Genomic DNA, 18,216 nt, shown 5'->3' on the forward strand with positions numbered 1-18,216 from the left:
GGCACGTACTTGGAATTGGCTGCGTTTCTAGGCTCTTTTGGATCCCCTGTTCGTTGAAGTCATTGCGATTTTTGGGGTCAGTGAAAGCGATTCTGGAGCCAAGCTTGAGCCAAAAAGCCCACCTCCCATCCTGTGGTTGCGGCTTCGGCTAGGCGCGCTTTGGATGACAAAGCCAGCATCTGCACAAATGTATGATCCTCGCTACCCGATCTGCATGCATGTCTATGGTGCGTTGCTCGGCGACCGAATGGACTGCGACTTCACGTCGCTGAATCAGTGCCAGGCCGGCGCTGCGGGACTTCCGGCGACCTGTCTGGTCAATCCCTTTTACGCGCCAGCCTATGCGCCGAGATCGGCGCGCCGTGACAGGCGTGAACGATGACGATTTCCGCTCGTTTTCGCGGGCGTCCATTTGAGATCGATCGATGGAATGGTGGTTCTACGCGCTCGTTGCGATGGTTCTGATCGGATGCGTATGTCTCGTGCGCGCCCGTCGCCGCAGCAGCACTTCGAGAGAGGACGAGGAACTGAACCAGCGAATTGATGAACGCGTCGACCGGCTTCGCGACGATCTCGCTCGCCGTGATCGCGATCGTGATTCCTGACTCGAGCACTCCCCGGAGAGGCGCCCCGGGATTGTTCCGGGATATTACGGCAGTTTGTTCACGCAACGTGCACAACTAACGAACCGTACTCAACCTGTTCTTCTCACAATGCGCGGTTATGTTTCCGTAGTTCTCCGCGTTTGAGAACGAAGTTCCGCCGGACCGCAGGACGGCCGGCGGCCCGCCGCGGTGCTGGTCAGCGCCATCCCATCGCGGGCGCGACGTGAGTCAAAATGCTCTCGATCACATGCGCGTTGTAGGCGACGCCGAGCTGATTGGGGACGGTCAGCAGCAGCGTGTCGGCCTCGGCGATCGCCTCGTCGGTCTTGAGCTGTTCGATCAGCCTGTCCGGCTCGGCGGCGTAGCCGCGGCCGAAGATCGCGCGCGTGCGCTCGTCGATGAAGCCGATCTGGTCTTCTTCCTGGCCGTTGCCGAAATAGGCGCGGTCGCGGTCGTCGACCAGTGCGAAGATGCTGCGGCTCACCGAGACCCGCGGCTCGTGGCTGTGACCGGCCTCCTTCCAGGCGGCGCGGTAGGCGCGGATCTGCGCGGCCTGCTGGATGTGGAAAGGCTCTCCGGTCTCGTCGCTCTTCAGCGTCGAGCTTTGCAGGTTCATGCCGAGCTTCGCTGCCCAGACCGCGGTGGCGTTCGAGCCGGCGCCCCACCAGATGCGTTCGCGCAGGCCTTCCGAGAGCGGTTCGAGCCGCAGCAGGCCGGGCGGATTTGGGAACATCGGCCGCGGATTCGGCTGCGCAAAGCCCTCGCCGCGCAGCAGCTCGAGGAAGATCTCGGCATGACGGCGGCCCATGTCGGCGTCGGTCTGGCCCTCGCCCGGCTGATAGCCGAAATAGCGCCAGCCATCGATCACCTGCTCGGGCGAGCCGCGGCTGATGCCGAGTTGCAGGCGTCCCTGCGCGATCAGGTCGGCCGCGCCGGCGTCCTCGATCATGTACATCGGATTTTCGTAGCGCATGTCGATCACGGCGGTGCCGATCTCGATCCGGCTGGTCTTGGCGCCGACCGCCGCCAGCAGCGGGAACGGCGAGGCCAGCTGGCGGGCGAAGTGATGGACGCGAAAATACGCGCCGTCCGCGCCGAGCTTTTCGGCGGCGACCGCCAGCTCGATGGATTGCAGGAGCACGTCCGCGGCCGAGCGGGCCTGGGATTGCGGCGAGGGCGTCCAGTGCCCGAACGAGAGGAATCCGATTTTCTTCATGTCGGCAATGTAGGCATGTCCGGTGCGAATTGCGATTGGTGGCGTGACCCCTCGGGAGACCGAAATCATCCCCGGAACGATGGAAAGTGTTTACCAGCCGGGACGATTTTCTGCGGCTGATATTGCGGGTTGCGCGTCTCGCGCTGCTGCGCAACTGCGCATGCGTGCAGGTCTTGCCGCCTGCGCCACAGCGTGACTTGCGATCCTCCGGCGCGCCGCCTAGCTTTCCGCCACCATTGCTCCCGCCATCACGTTCCCGCAGGTCCCGATGCCGCAGCCGCTTCTGTTTCAGCCGATCACGCTTCGCGGCGTGACCTCCCGAAACCGCATCCTGATTTCGCCGATGTGCCAGTATTCGGCGACCGACGGCCTCGCCAATGATTGGCATCTTGTTCATCTCGGCAAATTCGCCCAGGGCGGCGCCGGGATCGTGATGGTCGAGGCTGCGGCGGTGGCCGCCGAGGGCCGCATCACCCATGGCGATGTCGGCATCTGGAACGACGAGCAGATCGCGCCGCTGGAGCGCATCGCGGCCTTTCTGAAGGACAACGGCGCGGTGCCCGCGATCCAGCTCGCGCATGCCGGACGCAAGGCCAGCATGCAGCGACCCTGGTACGGCAATGCCGCACTCGACGAAGCCGACCACGCCCGCGGCGATCTGCCGTGGCGGACGGTGGCGCCGAGCGCGATCCCGATGGAGGAGGGCTGGCTGATGCCGCACGCGCTCGATGTCGAGGAGCTCGCAGCACTGCGCGAGCAATGGCGGCGCGCCACGCTGCGTGCGGTGGAGGCGGGCTTCGAATTCGTCGAGGTGCATTGTGCGCACGGCTATCTGCTGCACGAATTCCTCTCGCCACTGTCGAACCACAGGAACGACGCCTATGGCGGCGACCGCACCGGGCGGATGCGCTATCCGCTCGAGGTGATCGAGACCGTACGCGCCGCATGGCCCGCGGAGCGGCCGCTGTCGGTACGGATCTCCTCGGTCGACGGTGTCGATGGCGGCCTGACGCTCGAGGACCAGATCGCGTTCGCCAAGGCGGCCAAGGCGCGCGGCGCCGATCTGATCGATTGCTCGTCGGGCGGCCTGCTCGGCTCGGCGACCGCGGCGCGGATTCCGCGCGGTTACGGGTTTCAGGTGCCTTATGCGGACGAGATCCGCCGCGCCGCCGAGATCGCCACCATCGCGGTCGGCCTGATCCTGCATCCGCAGCAGGCCGAGGATGTTCTGGCGGGCGGCCAGGCCGATCTGGTCGCGATCGGCCGCGAGGCGCTGTTCGATCCGAACTGGCCGCTGCACGCCGAGCTTGCGCTCGGCGGCGGAAGCGGCGAGGTGTTCGCATCCTGGCCGAAGCAGTATGGTTGGTGGCTGGAGCGGCGCGAGCCGGGCCTGCGCAGGCTCGAAGGCCCGCCGCTGCCGTTCCGTAGCGTTTAATCAGAACAGCTGACAAGAAACCTGGGAGGTCGTCACATGACAACAATCGCAAAACGTCCCTATCGCGGCGTCTTCCCGGTCGCGCCGACCATCTTCGACGCCAGCGGCAACCTCGATCTCGACGGACAGCGCCGCTGCATCGATTTCATGATCGATGCCGGCTCGCACGGCATCTGCATCCTCGCCAACTTCTCCGAGCAGTTCGTGCTGACGGATGCCGAGCGCGAGTCCGTGATGCATGCGGTGCTCGAGCATGTCGCCGGCCGCATTCCCGTCATCGTCACCACGACGCATTTCTCCTCGGCGGTGTGCTCTGAGCGCAGCCGCGAGGCGGAGGCCGCCGGTGCTGCGATGGTGATGATCATGCCGCCCTATCACGGTGCGACCTTCCGGGTTGGCGAGCCGGCGATCTACGAATTCTATCGCGTGGTCTCCGATGCGATCGGCATCCCGATCATGATCCAGGACGCGCCGGTCGCCGGCACGCCGCTGTCGATCGATTTCCTGGCGCGGATGGCAAAGGAGCTCGCCAATGTCAGGTATTTCAAGATCGAGGTGCCGATGGCCGCCAACAAGCTGCGCGGTCTGATCGAGAAGGGCGGCAACGTGATCGAGGGGCCGTGGGACGGCGAGGAGGCGATCACGCTGATGGCCGATCTCGACGCCGGTGCCACCGGCGCGATGACCGGCGGCGGCTATCCCGACGGCATCCGCCAGATCATGGATCCGTTCCTCGCCGGCCGCCGCGACGAGGCCGTGCAGGCCTATGCGCGCTGGCTGCCGCTGATCAATTACGAGAACCGGCAATGCGGGCTGCAAGCCTGCAAGGTGCTGATGCGCGAGGGCGGCGTCATCAAGTCGGACGCGGTGCGCCACCCGTTGCAGCCGCTGCATCCGGCGACGCGCGCCGGCCTGATCGAGATCGCGCGCACGCTCGATCCGGTCGTGCTGCGCTGGGGGCGTTGAGCCGGCCCCACTGCCGTCCGCATTCACATAACCGTCAACAACCGCATCTAGCGTTCTGGTCCGGTAGCGCGAGCGGGGCGTTTCCCCCGTGCGCGCTGGATATGTCGGACCGGTCAGGCGGACGCGGATGATCGAAACCTTCCGGGTTGGCCGCTTTGCGATGCGCTACGGGCATTTCGTGCCGCGGCTCTACAATTATTGCCGTTCGCTCGGCTTCGAACGGCAGCACATGCTGCCGTCCCGGGCGTTTTGCTCCGACGAGAGCCAGGGCTATCCGGTGATGCTGCTGGCCCAGCATTTCGGGACGTTTCCGTTCGACCATGGGCGGGTCGGCGGCAAGGTTGCGATCAACCGCCACGGACCTTATGCCCATCACGGCGAGGATCTGGTGCTGATCCAGGCCAGCCATGTCGGCTACGATCCCGATGATGGCCGCTTCGGCGTCTATCAGCGCCACCGCACCGAAGATTGCAGGTTCGGAGATTGCTGCGGCAAGCTCTGCAGCGTGCTGCGCTGGTACGAGGATGAGTACGCGCATGCCTGCCGGCAGGTGCAATGCAGCCGGCTCAATGGCGAGCCGGTGTTCCAGATCGACAATCAATATCTCGACGATGCCCGCAGCGACGGCCTCTTCCTGTCGCTCGAGCGGATGGTCGAGATGCCGGTTCAGCCGCTGACCGTGCTGAGCACCTCGAAGGTGTTTCGCGCGAGCCCGGCGATCCGCCAGCGGCTTGGCGAGGCCAGCTTTGGTGAGACGCCGGCACCGATCGGCACGGCGCTGTCGCCCGATCTGTTTCACTTCCGCCGCGCGCCGGCCGAAGGTCCCGATGGCCATGACATTCTCGAGGCGGCGCTCGCTCCAGTGATGCCGGCGCTGGTGACGTCGCCGCATCCCGCACTGGATGCGGCGCGCTTCGTCACCCAGGCCGAGTTCGACCGCACCTACCGCAGCATTTTGCGCGAGCCGGCGTTTGCGACCAAGAATGTGCTGTTGGTTTCCGGCCTCAACATCGACGTGTCGCCGCGCGAGGGATTCTCGTTTCCGTTCACCAAATTCGTGCCGTGGGCCGCCTATGCCCGGCTGCGCGACGGCCGCTCGTTCCTGCTGGAGCAGGAGCAATTGGCCGAGACGCTGCGCCGGATGCCGGGCGAGAATCCGGACTGCCTGTCGTTCGACACCACGATCGAGCAGATGACCGCGGCGCCGGAAATCCGCATTCCGATCGGCTGATCCAGATGACGACGCTCCCCGCTTTGTGCACGCGTACCCCTCCCAAGCCGCGCCTCCAGCGGCTGGAATTGATGGACCGCGAGCCAGGCTTGACCCGGCGTAGCTTCATTCTCGGCTGCCTTGGCATGGCCGCGAGCCAGATGCTACGCCTGCTCGACAGGCTCCAGCAATTGCCGCTGCTGCGCATTCGTTTTCCCTGACCGTGAGCGAACGCGTTACAGCCAGCGTGACACAGAGAAGATCGCCAGACCGACGAGCCCGCCGACGACGGTGCCGTTGATCCGGATGAATTGCAGGTCGCGTCCGACTTGTAGCTCGATCCGCATGATCAGCGTCTCGGTATCCCAGTTCTCGACCACCTTGCGGATGAAGGCCGCGATCTCCTGCCGCCGCGACGCAACCGCGCGCAGCGCGGCAACGCGAAGCCAGCGGTGGATGCGGTCGCGCATCTCGGCATCGTCGCGGATCCGCACCGCAACCGACATCAGGGCGGTTTCGATCGCGTCCGCGATCGCAGCCGAGGCTGCTGCGGAATTCAGCCGCGCCTCGATGGCGTGCCACATCGCGTCGATCTGCCGGATCACGGCGGGGTTATCGAGCAGGTTCTGCTTCAGCTCCTCGCCCTTGGCGAGATAGTCGGGATCGGTGGCGAGCCGGTCGATCAGGCGCTCGATCTCGGCCTTGAGCTCGATGCGCCAGGGATGGTTCGGCTCGCGCAGCTCGTCGAGCGTCTGGCCGATGCCGGAGATGACGCGGTCGGCGACGATGCCGTCGACCCATTTCGGCACGAAGCGATAGGAGCGCTGCGAGACCTTCTTGCGGATCGTCTCCTTGTTGTTGGCGAGCGCCACGCTGGCCGACGTGATCAGCCGCTCGACCAGCGCCTGCGCATCGCCATGCGCCCACAACAGCGCCAGCACGCGCGAAGCCAGCGGCGCCACCGGACCCGCCGCGATCCCCTGCCGCGTCCGGCGGGTCAGGAAGGCGTTGATGTCGGCGCTCGGCGTCGCCTGCAAGGCCTGATGGACCGCCGAGACCGTGCGCTGTGCGGCGCTGCGGGCATGCGACGGCCGCTCGATCCATTGCGCCGTCCAGCCGGCGATATCGACGTCGCGGATGCGATCGCCGATCACGCGCGGCGACAGGAAGTTGTTGGCGATGAAGCGGCCGAGCGCGACCGCGATGCGCTGCTTGCTCTGCGGGACGATCGCGGTGTGCGGAATCGGAATGCCGAGCGGATGACGAAACAGCGCGACGACCGCGAACCAGTCGGCGCAGGCGCCGATCATGCCGGCCTCGGCGAAGGCGCGCGGATAGGCCAGCCAAGGCCAGTGCGGCTGCGCCATCGAGGTCGCCAGGAATACCAGCAGCATGAGCACGAGCAGCGCTGTGGCGAGCGAGCGCATGCGACGGAGGTCGCGCAGCCTGGTGTCCTCAGGCGGAAGCACGGCGCCGATATCCAATTGCTGCCAAACGCCTCATGCGGTGGCGATGCCGCGCCGCGGCGCGAGCCCGGCCGCGATCGCCGCGTAATGTTGCCGAACGCCGGTGCTGCCGTGGATCCGTTCCAGCCGGCGCACGGTGAAGTGCCCCTTCGCGATCTTCTGGAAATGATCCATGAAGATGACGTTGACGGTCGCGCCGAACGCCGCGCCGATGATCGGAACCGCGCCGGCCGCGGCCTTGTCCGAGACCACCAGCCCGAACCGGGACACCAGTTCGCTGACCAGGTTGGAGATCACCGGGGCGGAGGCATCCACCGCGCCGCGCTCCAGGATATAGGCGGCGGCGTCGCTGGTGTACTTGCTGATCAGCGCGCGGGCGGCGTAATAGCCGATGTCGACAGTCTCGTCGGTGCGCTTGGTGCCGTAGGCGAACACTTCGAGACAGGCGAGCCGTGCCTCGATGTTGGAGAGATCCTCGCCCTGGTGCCGCGCGATTTCGGCGATCGCGCGCAGCATCAGGGTCGTCGTCAGGGGCAGTTCGACCGCGAGCGCGCCGAAGCCGAACAGGCCGCTGACGCCTCCGGTCACGCCGGCGAGAAACGACGAGAAGGTCACCGCGGGTGCGGGCGGCGGCTTCTCGTCGAGCGTGTCGACGGCGACTTCCAGTCCCTTCATGACCGCCGTGCGCACCAGCCCGCTGAGCTGGCGGTTGGCGGCTTTCGGCAGCAGGTTCAGGACGCGATTGACGGGGACGCCGGCATAGTCGGCGATCCGTGCTGCGAGGTTGGGGCTTTCCAGTGTCTTGACCGCGGCTTGTAGTGCGGCGTGATCGCCGGGAGGAAGCACAAGGAGCGGGGCGACATCCTGGCTCATTGATACCTGAGGATTGGCCGGATGCCGTTGACGCTCGCCAGGATCGCCGAGCCGTTGCTGATCAGGGCGGTCACCTCCGGCGTGATCAGGCCGCCGGGCAAGGCAAGGCCGAGCGCCAGCGTGTTGAGCGCGGCGACGATGGCATAGTTCTGCTTGATCAGGCTGACCGCGCCTTGCGAGATCTCGACCGCCTTGACCAGCTTCCAGAGCGAATCCTCCATCAGGATGACGTCGGCGGATTCGTGGGTGACTTCGGCGCCATGCTTCATGGCGATTCCGACATCGGCGAAGCTGAGTGCCGGGGAATCGTTGATGCCGTCGCCGACCATGGCGACTCGTCGCCCCTGGCGCTGCAACTCCTGGATCACGCCGGCCTTGTCGGCCGGCAGCATGTCCGCGAAGTGCTCGGTCAGCCCGAGATTCTCGCAGACGGCGCGCGCCACCACCGCATTGTCGCCGGTCAGCATGATGCTGTTCTTGACGCCCAGCGCATGCAGCCGCTGGATCACCGAACGGCTCTCCTCGCGGATCTCGTCGGAATACGGCACGAGGCCGGCGAGCTTGCCGTCGACGGCGATGTACAGGCTCGAATAGCCGCGCTCGTCGAGCGCCGCGCGATCGAGGACCGAGGCATCGACCGCGATCTCGCTCTGGCGCATGAAGCGCTGGTTGCCGACATGGACGTAGTAGCCGTTGACCTGGCCCTCGACGCCGAGGCCGAGGCGGTAGGTGGTTTCGTTGCAGGGCGGAATGTTCACCGCGAGCTGCCGGGCGCGGGTGCGCAGCGCTTCGGCGACCGGATGTTGCAGCTTGGTCTCGGCGGCCGCGGCGAGCCCGAGCAAATGGTTCGGCGTGATCTGCTTCTGATAGGAGATCACGTCGATCACGGCGGGCGTGCCGTGAGTCAGGGTGCCGGTCTTGTCGAACACCATGGTGTCGATCCCGGCGAGCTTCTCCATATGGCCGCCGCTCTTGATGATCATGCCGGTGCGGGCGGCCAAGGTCATCGAGGACAGCACCGACGTCGGCGCGGCGACCCGGATGCCGGTGCCGTAGTCGACGATCACAAGCGACAGGAAGCGATTGAAATCGCCCGAGACCATGGCGGTGCCGGTGGCGAGCGCCAGCGTCGGGGTCACCAGCCGGTCGGCGAAGCGCTCGGCATGGTTCTGCATGCGGGTGTCGCCGATCGGCGCGGATTCGATCAGCCGCACGATCTGGCCGGCGGTGGTCGCGGTTCCGACGCGCAGCGCCCGCAACGTGATCTGGCCCTCGCGGATCACAGTCGCGGCGAAGGCGGCCTCGCCCTTGCCGCGATGCACCGGCAGGCCCTCGCCGGTGATCGTCTTCTGGTCGATGGTGGCGGAGCCGTCGATGATCTCGCCGTCGACCGGGATCATCTCGCCGGGATACACCACGACGATGTCGCCGTTCTTCAGCTCGGCGGCGGCGATCGATACCACCTCGCCGTCGCGCAGCAGCCAGGCCGTCTTCGACTGGAATTCGAGCAGCTCGTTGATCGCGCGCCGCGAGCCGGCGGCGGTCAGGTCGCGGATCCAGTCGCCGAGCTTGATCAGCCAGGTGACGATGCAGCCGGCCAGCGGGTTGCCCTGGATCACCGAGGCGCTGATCGCGAGCGTATCGAGCACATCGATGTTCAGCCGGCTCTCGTTCGCCCAGACCTTCCACGCGCGCCTGGCGATCGGAATCGCATTCCAGAGCATCAGCGGCATGTTGACCGCCGCGATCACCGGATTGGCGCTGAAAGCCATGAACAGCGACAGCGTCGGCAGCGCCAGCGGCGAGCGCTTGGAGACCTCCGGGACGCTGGCGCGCGGCGAAGCCACCTCCGGCGTGGCGCTTGCACAGAGCGCCTTGACGTCGGCGAGGCTCATGCTCTTGAAGCCGTTCAGCAGCGCGAGCAGCCTTTGCTCGTGCGCCGGATCGTATTCCAGCACGAGGCTCGCGCAGTCGTAGTTGATCCGTGCGGTCCTGATCCCGTCCTGCGCCCGCAGCCAGCCAAGGCAGCTTTCACCCAGCTTGCGATTGTGTCCGAGCGCCGGGATGCTCAGACGAATGCGGCCTGGCATCGAGTGGCAGAAACGGAAGTCCATGAATTTGCGCTCTCGCCCCTCGCGCGCGTCAGGCCTTCGCGCCTGCCGGCTCCGCCTCTTCCGCGGCGCCCATGTTGGCCTGAATCATGTGGTTGAGTGCAAAGATCGCCAGCGTGACCCAAACCGGCGTCGCGGCGCTGGCGCCGACTTCGAAGATGGTGAAGCCGGCAATGCCGGTGGCAAGCAGGATCTTCAGGTCGACGACGTTTCCGGTGGCGACCTTGATCCCGTTGTCGAAGTCCTTGAAGAAATCGACGATTACCTTGGCCGTATGCGAATGCTCGGCGAGGTACTCGGCTTCCTGCTCGATCTTGGTGGCGAGCGCGTCGATCTCGTTGGTCGGCGGCTTGTAATGGCCACCGGTATGGTGCTCGAGCCGGCCGTGAAATTCGTCGTGCCGCTCGGTGTCGTAGTGCAGCACGATGCTTCCGGTCGCCGGGTTGACGATGACCTCCTCGATGCCGGGAATGACGCTGAAGGTCTGCTTGATCTGCTCAAGAAGCTCGGGATTCTCCTTGGCCGACGGCACCTTCATGCGGATCCGGCCGGGAACCTGATGCGCAATCTGCAGCTTCATCTTGGTCATCGTCGTCCTCTAACAGCATTCGAGCGCCGGCGCGGGACGTGAACGATGCCGTCGTCGAACACAATTGCCTGTGGCGCCGGTCTCTCCATCGCAACGACGGTCACCGGCGCATGTCGTCTCGTCGTATCCTGAGCGTTGGGCGTCCGGCTCAGGCCGCGGAGTGCGTCCGGCCCTCTGCCGCCGCCTTTTCCTGCGCCTGGCCTTCGGCCTTCACTTCCGCGACGATGTCGTTCACCTGCTCATGGGCTTCGGCGAACATTTCGCGCGATTTCTGCGCGAACTTGTAGGTGCCGCGAACGGTGGATTTGAACAGCGGATTGAGTGCGCCGGCCAGTTTCGGCAGATACTTCGGCGCCGCAACCGCGGCAACGCCGAGTGCAAGTCCAGGCAGCAGGGCAGCTTCGAACACGGCTGCACCCACAGCCACCACCGCGACAACCGCGACCGTCTTGTTGATGCCGCCGCTTTCCTCGGAATCCTGCTCGGGGGCGTCATGGTGGAAGGCGGTATCGTGACTGCTACCATTGGTATTCGGGTTCATCGGAAATCCCTTGTGACCGCTCAACTGACTGCAGTTTCATCAATAACGGCGGATTGAAATGGATTCGTGACACTTTCATTACAGCCGTCCGACCGATTCTGGCGGCATGGTGTCGCAGCGCAGCAGGGACGAATTTGCGGATCGACGCAGCGTCGGTCGCGGCTGCGGATTGATGTCCGAGTGTATCTGTCTTGCTGCTTTTGCATGGATCCGGCGCAAGCCAGGCCGGATGCCAGCAGCGCTATGTCCTAGCGGTCCCACGTCACCGGTAAATCCAGCAGGCCGCGGAAGGCCCAGCCGCCGATCCGCGGCGGCTTGTCCGCGATCAGGCGCAGATTCCTGAGCCTTTCGAAGATCGCGGGCAGTGCGACGTCGGCCACCATGGCGCGCGAGGCCCAGGCGCCGGCACAGAAATGCGGACCGGCGCCGAACGCGATGCTCTTGCTGGCGTCGCGGCGCACGTCAAAGGCGTCGGGCCGGTCGAAATGCTTCTCGTCGCGGTTCGCCGAGCCGAACATCAGGAACACGCGTTCATCGGTCTCGAAGGCGACGTCCCGGATCGTCCAGGGCTTGGCGATCCGCCGCGGCGACATGCCGATCGGCGAGATCCAGCGGGCATATTCCTCGAACACCTGCAGCCACGGGATCGCGCCGCCCATCGCCAGCGCCAACTGGTCCGGATGGGTCAACAGCGCCCACACCGTGCCGGCGATCGCGTCGCGCGGCTCGTTCTGGCCGCCCGAGATCGCGAGCTTGATATTGGCGCGCACGCTCTCCATCGGCATCTCGGTCTGAAGCAGCACGCCGAGCAGGCTGAGGTCGGGCGTCTTGCGCAGCATCGGGACCATGTCGTCGATCGCGGCGTCGATGCCCGCGGTCGCCGCGTGGCAGCGCGCCTCGATCGCGGGATCGCCGACATAATTGGCCACCCCGTCGATCATGCCTTGCGACCAGGCGTTCATGTCCTGGAAGCGCATGTTGGTGAGGCCGGTGATCGATTTCAGGCATTCGGCCGAGAACGGCAGCGCGAAGGCCTGCACGAAGTCGACCACGCCGTCAGGCTCGAGTTCGTCGAGGATGCGCTTCGCATGTCCGGCGAACTGCGCGGTCCAGTGCGATCGCACGGTCTTCGGCGAGATCGTCGGAAAGATTGCTTTGCGCTCGATCATGTGCGCATCGCCGTCCTTGCGCATCATGTTGTGGCCCATCAATTTGTTCATCAGCCCTTCGGGCTGGTGCGACGAGAACACGTCGATCTGCTTCTCCGACACGAAGATATCGTCGCGGTTGCACAGCAACGTGCTGCCGAGCTGCGGCACGAAGGCGATCGGGGCCTCCTTGCGCATGCGCGCCAGTGCCGGATAGGGATCCTGCCAGAACGCTGTGACGTCGATGTCGAAATGGGGAGCGGTGCTCACGGCGCGGTCTCGGGTTGGCCTCGGGTTTCGGACCAAGCATAGCCGCACAGCTGTCGCCGGTCTGTCCCTACCGTTGGGGACAGTGAGGCCGCCCTCAAAGCGCCCTCAGTTCAGCCGGTGTCCCGACGCCATCAGCCGCAGCGCGATCGCGAACAGCTCGTTCTGCGAGGAGATGCCGAGCTTGTCATAGGCGCGCTTGCGATAGGTGAGGGCGGAGTGCAGCCCGATGCCGAGCTCGGCTGCGATCGCTTCCGAGCTGAGGCCGGTGAGGATGCGCAGGCAGACCTCCTTCTCGCGCCCGGTCAGTCTCGCGAGCGGCTCGGCGTTCGCAAACAGGGTCTTCAGCCGCGCGATCGGATCAACGTCCGCAGTCGGCTCGCCCTGGAAGTGCCGGGCCACGGCTGCGGTCAGCGCCGGCGCGACCGCGGCGAGGCGCGCGATCTGCTCGCGGCTGAAGCGGCCCTGCTCGGTGATCTGGTAGAAATTGACGTAGAAGCAGGTATCGCCGGTCCAGATCGCGGCGGCGAATTTGTCGACGATGTCGGAATCGTCGAAGAAGATCTTGCGATAGCCGTCGCTGTACATGCGGCGGGCGAAAGTCGGCAGCAGGATCGGGGCGGCCTGCGCCTGCCCTTCGAACACCGTATCCCGGTTCGGGTCGGCCTGATGGAAATGTTCGGAATAGGCGATCCCGAGATCGCGCCCGGTCGGGATGTTGCCGACATCGAGCAGGCACGCGGCCGACCGCGGCCCGGTGAACGAGAACACCATGCAGTGACCGACACCGGCAACGCGGCGCAGCGTGCCGATCAGCGCTTGCGCAAAGCTGTCGCGGCCGATCGCCAGCAGTGCCGGCGTGATGTCGCTGACGACAGAAGTCTTGAAGGCGAAATCGGCCTTCATGGTGTCCTCCCTGTGTTTCGGGAAGACTAGCAGCGACGCCACGGGGGTGGAAGCGGGGGGCCGGTCCCCGCTATTGGGGCAAGAGCAGCTCTATCCCTCGTCATTCCCCGGTGCGCAATTGCGCACCGGGGAATGACGGCCGTGGGGAAAGCGCCTCAGGCGCCCGGCACCTGGTCGAGGAAGCCGGTGATGCTCCTGATCCGGCCGTCCTTCAGCATGGCGAAATCGGTGCCCTTGATCGGGCTGTCGACGCCCTCGGGCCCAAGCCCCCAGGAGAAGCGGACGTGGTCGCCGAAGCCGTTCGGCTCGCCGATCAGCTTGAAGGAGAAGTCCGGAAACTTCTGCTGCACGCCCGCGATCAGCGCGTCGACGCCTTCATGGCCGTCGCCGCTCATCAGCGGATCGACATAGCGCGCATCGGCGGTCCAGTTCTCGCTCAGCATCTCGCGGCGCCGGCTCGGCGTGCGCTCGTTCCAGAGCTCGATATAGCGGCGGGCAATGGTGGCGTGGTCGGTCATGGTGCTCTCCTTCTGATAGGCCGGACTGTGCGGCTGTCCGGACTATCGAAGGTTCGCCTGCACCGATCGATTACCTCGGAGGTCATCGCGCGCGTTATGGCGCGATGGTCACGGCTTGATGTAGGCCTCGGGATCACCCCGGGCGTGTGCCTCCATCGCATCGAGGAAGCAGCGTACCTTGGCCGGGACGAATTGCCGGGCCGGCAACAGCGCGTGCACGTTGAGCGGCTCGCAGGCATGGTCCGGCAAGACCCGCCGCAACTGGCCGGCGGCGACCGCGGCACGGGTGTAGCTCGCTGTGACCCGCAGCACGCCGTGGCCGGCGAGCGCCGCCTGCAGCCGGACATGCGCATTCGAGCTGGTCAGCCGCGCGCGATCGACCGCGAGGTGCTCGACCGCGCCGCCGGGTGCAGTGATCGCCCATGGCGGATCGCTGGGGCCGGTCAGCAGCGGCAGCTTCCGCAATTCGTCCAGCGTGCGCGGCTCACCGAATGTCTCCAGCAGCGCCGGCGCCGCGAACAGGCCGCGTTCGAGGGTGAAGACGCGGCGGATCACGATGCCGGCCGACGGCAGCGGCGCCTCCAGCATCGCGAACACGATGTCGTAGTTCTCGGCGATCGGGTTGACGATGTCGTGCTCGACATCGATCCGGATCGAAAGCTCGGGATAGCGGCCCATCACCGCGCAGGCGACCGGTCCCGCGTGGTGCGCGCCGAATTCGTACGGCGCCTTGATGCGCAGCGTGCCCGCCACCGCGCCGGACATCGCCAGCGCCTCGCTGTGGGTGTCGTGCAGCGCGGCGAACAGCGGGCGCACCTTGCGATAGATGGTCGCGCCGGAATCGGTCAACCGCAGGTGCCGGGTGGTGCGCTCGATCAGACGCAGCCCGAGATTGGCTTCCAGACGCTGCACCGCAGCACTGAGGCTCGATTTGGGATGTCCGAGCACGCGCGCAGCCGCGGTGAAGCCGCCATGCTCGACAACCTCGCAAAACAGCTCCCAGTCGCGCCACTCCATGGCCGATTGTCCATCCGGCGGTACAGTGTGTCCAGCCAAATCGGATTATCCCAGCCGCCGGGATCACCTAAACCTGACCGCAAGCATTCGTGCATCGGGAGGGTGATATGGCTGACGACGGAATTTTTCTGCGCAACGCCTGGTACGTGGCGGCGCTGAACCACGAATTGATCGACGGCAAGAAGCTGGCGCGCACCATCCTGGAGCGGCCGATCGTGCTCTATCGCGGGTCGAGCGGGAAGGTCGTCGCGCTGGACGACCGCTGCTGCCATCGCGCCGCGCCGCTCTCGATGGGACGCATCGAAGGCGACGACATCAGGTGCATGTATCACGGCATGAAGTTCGCGGCCGACGGCAAGTGCATCCAGATCCCCGGGCAGGACGCGATTCCGGCCAAGCTCGGCGTGCGCAGTTATCCGGTGGTCGAACGCTACAACATGATCTTCATCTGGACCGGCGATCCCGAAAAGGCCGATCCGAAGCTGATCCTCGACTATCCGCCGCTCGAAGATCCCAAATGGCGCGGCCTGCCGGGCTACATGCACTATAAGGCCAATTGGCTCTTGATCGTCGATAACCTCAGCGACTTCGCGCACCTCGCGTTCGTGCACACCAACACGCTCGGCGGCTCCGAGGAATACGCCTACAAGACCAAGCCGGTCGCGATCGAGAAGCTCGACGACGGCTTCCGCGTCGAGCGCTGGCACATGGGCGCCGATGCGCCGCCCTACCACAAGAAGGTGATCTCGAACCGCGACGACAAGGTCGACCGCCGCAATATCGGCCGCATGATCGTGCCGGGCATCTTCACGCTCGACACCACCTTTGCGCCGGCCGGGCAGGGCGTCGAGAAGGGCGTTCAGGTCCCGGGCACGCGGTCCTATCGCAACGCGCAGTTCATGACGCCGGAGACGCGCTCGTCGACGCACTTCTTCTGGAACTATTTGCACGATTTCGACATCGACAATCCGAACATATCGCTGTCGCTGCGGCATTCGCTCGAGGAGGCCTTCAACGAGGACAAGGACTTCATCGAGGCGCAGCAGAAGGTGCTCGACGCCGATCCGGACTATCAGCTGCTCGCGATCGGCGCCGATGCGCCGTTAACCTATTTCCGCTGGCTGTTCGCCCGCAGGCTCGATGCGGAGAAAAGCGCGGCGCGCGCCGCTTAAAAGCGAATGGCGCGGTGGCCTGGGGCCGCCGCGCCATTTTTGATCGTCAATCGCAGCGCCTACTTGGCAGCGACGACCATGATCTCGACATTGTATTGCGGCGCCGCGAGTTTGGCCTCGACGGTGGCGCGGGCCGGGGTATTGCCCTGGGAGACCCACGAGTCCCACACCGCGTTCATCTCCGGGAATGTCTTCATGTCGGTGATGTAGATCGTCGCGCTGAGCAGCTTCGACTTGTCGGTGCCGGCCTTGGCGAGGTGGCCGTCGATGATCGACAGGATATCCTTGGTCTGGTCGGTGACGCTGCCGCCCGCCGCCTTGCCGGCGACGACGCCGGCGAGATAGACGGTGTTGCCGTGCACGACGGCCTGGCTCATGCGCGGGCCGGTTTCGAAACGCTGAATGCTCATTTGGGTCTCCACTTGAATGGCGGGCACTGTCTAACGTGCCAGACCGGTCCGCGCCACTGCGCATTTTGCAACGCGGCTGATGGAAATGGCTTAAATTGCACCGAAATCGCGGCGACCACGAACACAGTGTCGTCCCGGACAAGCGAAGCGCGATCCGGGACTCATAACCACGGAAATCAGCCGTGAAGCACATTGCGGCCCCAGCGCACTCAACGATTTGGAGCGGTAGTTGGGTTCCTGCTCCCGTGCGCAATTGCGCACTAGGCAGGGACGACAGCAGAGACTGCCTCGGCGCAATCACAATTTTCAAGGATTCGATCCAGCACCTGCCCAGCGTGCGAACAGTGCCACCCGCTCGGCCGGCCAGGCGCCGTCGCACGGCATGGTCCCGGCCTCGAGGCGCGCTAGAATCTGCCGGCCGTGCCTGGCAACGTCCGCCTCCTTCCAGAGATCGAACGCGAACAGCATCGCGTTGCGATCCATCGGCCGGAACAGCGGCCGGATGTGCTGTTCGAACTGCACGGTCTCGCCGGGACCGGGCAGCGCGACGCCGCGGTCATTCGCGACGGGCACGTCGCTCGCGGCTGCCGACGGCCGCGCGGCCGGCGTTGTGTTGCAGACCCACCACCAGCGCGGCACCGGCATGTTCGGCGGCGGTGTCGCGCCGGGGCCGGAATTCTCCACCGCAATCCGCGAGCCCCATTCGATATAGGCGACGAAGGCGGCGCGGAATTCCGGATCGGACGGCAGCCCGGCATCGTCGGCGCTCTGCACCATGTAGGTGGCCCACAGCGCGCGCTGCTCGGGCCTGATCCGCTTGCCGATGTGCTGCGACACCATCCGCCGATAACCGCCATAGCGTTCGGTGTAGAAGCGCGGGCCGCCGAACACCTCGCTGAGCCAGGCCGCGACCCGTTCGGGATGGTCCGGCGACATCTCGGCGAACAGCGGGCCGAGCAGCGGATCCTCCGGCACATAGCGGCTGTAGAAGATGCGCGTCATGTCGAGCAGCGCCGGATAGCCGCCGGCCCATTCGAACAGTGTCGGCTCGCGCATCGGATCGAGCACGGGGTCATGAAATGCGACGTTCCAGTGCATGCCGCTGCAGAACGGCTTGTTCAGCGACGAGCCGCAGCGGCACAGGCTGACATGTTCCCGCGACGCGCCCGCGTTCGGTGCGATCGGCGTGCCGTCCTCATCGACCAGCTCGACATGGCCGGTGATGCGATAGGGCCCGTCCTTCGATATTTCGATCTGCGGCGGCCGGCTGACATCGGACCAATTGGCATCACACTGCGGGCCCATGCCGATGCCGAGCGCGCCCGACGGGCATCGGCGCACCGCATTGATGAGGTCGTCGAGGCGCGCGCCGCTCGGCGCGACGAACGGCTCCTCGCCGAGGCGAAACACGGCGTTGAGCCGGTCGGTGCAGAAGCCGGAATGTGCGCAGGTGCCGCGGTTGTCGAACACATGGGCCTGCTGCCCCGCATAGACATCGAGCTTGTCAGGCACGCGCCGCGGATCCTTACCGTCGGTGAAGCCGCGCGCAACGTGGCTGTCGTCGCAGAACGGTTTGGTCTGCGATTGTCCGCAGCGGCAGAGCCGCACCGGCTCCTCGGTCGCGACCGGCACGCCGAGATGATCGACGATCGCAATGCCGGGCTCGGGTTCATACGGCCCGTTGCGCCTGACGGCGATGCGCTTGCGTGGAGGTTGTCTGTCGCTCGACCCTTGGACGGAACTGTCGTCTGTCATGCCTTGCAATG

The 18,216-nt window shown here is 65.7% G+C and carries 19 protein-coding genes; 7 read left to right on the plus strand and 12 right to left on the minus strand.

All coding sequences use genetic code 11. From position 1 onward, the window contains the following. The first annotated feature begins 163 nt into the window (after positions 1 to 163). Both ACVW17_RS11280 and ACVW17_RS11285 read left to right on the plus strand, forming a co-directional pair. Positions 164 to 382, plus strand: coding sequence for a DUF3551 domain-containing protein (locus ACVW17_RS11280; RefSeq protein ID WP_456797131.1), 219 nt, complete (start codon positions 164 to 166; stop codon positions 380 to 382). A gap of 43 nt (positions 383 to 425) precedes the next feature. Further along, complete coding sequence (locus tag ACVW17_RS11285) at positions 426 to 605, plus strand: hypothetical protein (RefSeq protein ID WP_456751953.1); 180 nt, start codon at positions 426 to 428, stop codon at positions 603 to 605. Between the two features lie 196 nt (positions 606 to 801). Here the strand turns inward: ACVW17_RS11285 and ACVW17_RS11290 are convergent, their stop codons facing one another. Then, positions 802 to 1,821 carry an LLM class flavin-dependent oxidoreductase gene (locus ACVW17_RS11290; RefSeq protein WP_456797132.1) on the minus strand — a complete coding sequence of 340 codons (1,020 nt, stop codon included), beginning with the start codon at positions 1,819 to 1,821 and terminating at the stop codon, positions 802 to 804. A gap of 268 nt (positions 1,822 to 2,089) precedes the next feature. Between ACVW17_RS11290 and ACVW17_RS11295 the strand changes: the two genes are divergently transcribed. From ACVW17_RS11295 to ACVW17_RS11310, 4 genes are all read left to right on the plus strand, one after another. Beyond that, positions 2,090 to 3,256, plus strand: a complete 1,167-nt coding sequence (locus tag ACVW17_RS11295; protein ID WP_456751955.1) for an NADH:flavin oxidoreductase/NADH oxidase — start codon at positions 2,090 to 2,092, stop codon at positions 3,254 to 3,256. A 36-nt stretch (positions 3,257 to 3,292) separates the two neighbouring features. Further along, positions 3,293 to 4,222: a dihydrodipicolinate synthase family protein gene (locus ACVW17_RS11300; RefSeq protein ID WP_456751956.1), complete on the plus strand. Its 930-nt coding sequence runs from the start codon at positions 3,293 to 3,295 to the stop codon at positions 4,220 to 4,222. Positions 4,223 to 4,349: 127 nt separating this feature from the next. Next, positions 4,350 to 5,453 carry a hypothetical protein gene (locus ACVW17_RS11305; protein WP_456751957.1) on the plus strand — a complete coding sequence of 368 codons (1,104 nt, stop codon included), beginning with the start codon at positions 4,350 to 4,352 and terminating at the stop codon, positions 5,451 to 5,453. Positions 5,454 to 5,458: 5 nt separating this feature from the next. Then, the gene (locus tag ACVW17_RS11310; RefSeq protein ID WP_456751958.1) at positions 5,459 to 5,653 is read left to right on the plus strand and encodes a hypothetical protein; all 195 of its coding nucleotides are present in this window, start codon (positions 5,459 to 5,461) and stop codon (positions 5,651 to 5,653) included. Between the two features lie 15 nt (positions 5,654 to 5,668). On the opposite strand, the gene ACVW17_RS11315 is transcribed toward ACVW17_RS11310, so the two are convergent. The 9 genes from ACVW17_RS11315 to ACVW17_RS11355 form a co-directional block, all read right to left on the minus strand. Beyond that, positions 5,669 to 6,901, minus strand: coding sequence for a DUF445 domain-containing protein (locus tag ACVW17_RS11315; RefSeq protein WP_456797133.1), 1,233 nt, complete (start codon positions 6,899 to 6,901; stop codon positions 5,669 to 5,671). A 30-nt stretch (positions 6,902 to 6,931) separates the two neighbouring features. Next, positions 6,932 to 7,771: an EcsC family protein gene (locus tag ACVW17_RS11320; protein WP_456751960.1), complete on the minus strand. Its 840-nt coding sequence runs from the start codon at positions 7,769 to 7,771 to the stop codon at positions 6,932 to 6,934. Continuing rightward, complete coding sequence (locus ACVW17_RS11325; RefSeq protein ID WP_456751961.1) at positions 7,768 to 9,885, minus strand: heavy metal translocating P-type ATPase; 2,118 nt, start codon at positions 9,883 to 9,885, stop codon at positions 7,768 to 7,770. Before ACVW17_RS11325 ends, ACVW17_RS11320 begins: the two co-directional genes overlap by 4 nt. 28 nt (positions 9,886 to 9,913) lie before the next feature. Then, positions 9,914 to 10,471: an HMA2 domain-containing protein gene (locus tag ACVW17_RS11330; protein ID WP_456751962.1), complete on the minus strand. Its 558-nt coding sequence runs from the start codon at positions 10,469 to 10,471 to the stop codon at positions 9,914 to 9,916. A gap of 148 nt (positions 10,472 to 10,619) precedes the next feature. Continuing rightward, positions 10,620 to 11,012 (minus strand): DUF5132 domain-containing protein, encoded by a 393-nt coding sequence (locus ACVW17_RS11335; RefSeq protein ID WP_456751963.1) that lies wholly within the window; start codon positions 11,010 to 11,012, stop codon positions 10,620 to 10,622. Between the two features lie 248 nt (positions 11,013 to 11,260). Beyond that, positions 11,261 to 12,430, minus strand: a complete 1,170-nt coding sequence (locus tag ACVW17_RS11340) for a cytochrome P450 (RefSeq protein WP_456751964.1) — start codon at positions 12,428 to 12,430, stop codon at positions 11,261 to 11,263. A 105-nt stretch (positions 12,431 to 12,535) separates the two neighbouring features. Then, complete coding sequence (locus ACVW17_RS11345) at positions 12,536 to 13,333, minus strand: helix-turn-helix transcriptional regulator (protein ID WP_456751965.1); 798 nt, start codon at positions 13,331 to 13,333, stop codon at positions 12,536 to 12,538. Positions 13,334 to 13,488: 155 nt separating this feature from the next. After that, a complete protein-coding gene (locus tag ACVW17_RS11350) occupies positions 13,489 to 13,851 on the minus strand; it encodes a nuclear transport factor 2 family protein (RefSeq protein ID WP_456751966.1) in 363 nt (120 codons plus the stop codon). Between the two features lie 108 nt (positions 13,852 to 13,959). After that, positions 13,960 to 14,868 (minus strand): LysR family transcriptional regulator, encoded by a 909-nt coding sequence (locus ACVW17_RS11355; protein ID WP_456751967.1) that lies wholly within the window; start codon positions 14,866 to 14,868, stop codon positions 13,960 to 13,962. 107 nt (positions 14,869 to 14,975) lie between these two features. On the opposite strand from ACVW17_RS11355, the gene ACVW17_RS11360 reads away from it, so the two are divergent. Further along, positions 14,976 to 16,040 (plus strand): aromatic ring-hydroxylating dioxygenase subunit alpha, encoded by a 1,065-nt coding sequence (locus tag ACVW17_RS11360; RefSeq protein WP_456751968.1) that lies wholly within the window; start codon positions 14,976 to 14,978, stop codon positions 16,038 to 16,040. A gap of 59 nt (positions 16,041 to 16,099) precedes the next feature. Here ACVW17_RS11360 and ACVW17_RS11365 read toward each other — a convergent pair whose 3' ends face one another. Then, positions 16,100 to 16,450: a RidA family protein gene (locus ACVW17_RS11365; protein WP_375786669.1), complete on the minus strand. Its 351-nt coding sequence runs from the start codon at positions 16,448 to 16,450 to the stop codon at positions 16,100 to 16,102. A gap of 306 nt (positions 16,451 to 16,756) precedes the next feature. Then, a complete protein-coding gene (locus ACVW17_RS11370; protein WP_456751969.1) occupies positions 16,757 to 18,205 on the minus strand; it encodes a CDGSH iron-sulfur domain-containing protein in 1,449 nt (482 codons plus the stop codon). Positions 18,206 to 18,216 lie beyond the last annotated feature (11 nt).

This window comes from Bradyrhizobium sp. USDA 4473 (genome assembly GCF_054063335.1).

Excerpts from the sequence above, each read along its gene's own strand:
- ACVW17_RS11335 (WP_456751963.1), bottom strand. The coding sequence starts at position 11,012 with ATGAACCCGAATACCAATGGTAGCAGTCACGATACCGCCTTCCACCAT.
- ACVW17_RS11330 (WP_456751962.1), bottom strand. The coding sequence starts at position 10,471 with ATGACCAAGATGAAGCTGCAGATTGCGCATCAGGTTCCCGGCCGGATC.
- ACVW17_RS11295 (WP_456751955.1), top strand. The coding sequence starts at position 2,090 with ATGCCGCAGCCGCTTCTGTTTCAGCCGATCACGCTTCGCGGCGTGACC.
- ACVW17_RS11290 (WP_456797132.1), bottom strand. The coding sequence starts at position 1,821 with ATGAAGAAAATCGGATTCCTCTCGTTCGGGCACTGGACGCCCTCGCCG.
- ACVW17_RS11355 (WP_456751967.1), bottom strand. The coding sequence starts at position 14,868 with ATGGAGTGGCGCGACTGGGAGCTGTTTTGCGAGGTTGTCGAGCATGGC.
- ACVW17_RS11305 (WP_456751957.1), top strand. The coding sequence starts at position 4,350 with ATGATCGAAACCTTCCGGGTTGGCCGCTTTGCGATGCGCTACGGGCAT.
- ACVW17_RS11280 (WP_456797131.1), top strand. The coding sequence starts at position 164 with ATGACAAAGCCAGCATCTGCACAAATGTATGATCCTCGCTACCCGATC.
- ACVW17_RS11325 (WP_456751961.1), bottom strand. The coding sequence starts at position 9,885 with ATGGACTTCCGTTTCTGCCACTCGATGCCAGGCCGCATTCGTCTGAGC.
- ACVW17_RS11370 (WP_456751969.1), bottom strand. The coding sequence starts at position 18,205 with ATGACAGACGACAGTTCCGTCCAAGGGTCGAGCGACAGACAACCTCCA.
- ACVW17_RS11285 (WP_456751953.1), top strand. The coding sequence starts at position 426 with ATGGAATGGTGGTTCTACGCGCTCGTTGCGATGGTTCTGATCGGATGC.
- ACVW17_RS11360 (WP_456751968.1), top strand. The coding sequence starts at position 14,976 with ATGGCTGACGACGGAATTTTTCTGCGCAACGCCTGGTACGTGGCGGCG.
- ACVW17_RS11320 (WP_456751960.1), bottom strand. The coding sequence starts at position 7,771 with ATGAGCCAGGATGTCGCCCCGCTCCTTGTGCTTCCTCCCGGCGATCAC.
- ACVW17_RS11365 (WP_375786669.1), bottom strand. The coding sequence starts at position 16,450 with ATGAGCATTCAGCGTTTCGAAACCGGCCCGCGCATGAGCCAGGCCGTC.
- ACVW17_RS11300 (WP_456751956.1), top strand. The coding sequence starts at position 3,293 with ATGACAACAATCGCAAAACGTCCCTATCGCGGCGTCTTCCCGGTCGCG.
- ACVW17_RS11310 (WP_456751958.1), top strand. The coding sequence starts at position 5,459 with ATGACGACGCTCCCCGCTTTGTGCACGCGTACCCCTCCCAAGCCGCGC.
- ACVW17_RS11345 (WP_456751965.1), bottom strand. The coding sequence starts at position 13,333 with ATGAAGGCCGATTTCGCCTTCAAGACTTCTGTCGTCAGCGACATCACG.
- ACVW17_RS11350 (WP_456751966.1), bottom strand. The coding sequence starts at position 13,851 with ATGACCGACCACGCCACCATTGCCCGCCGCTATATCGAGCTCTGGAAC.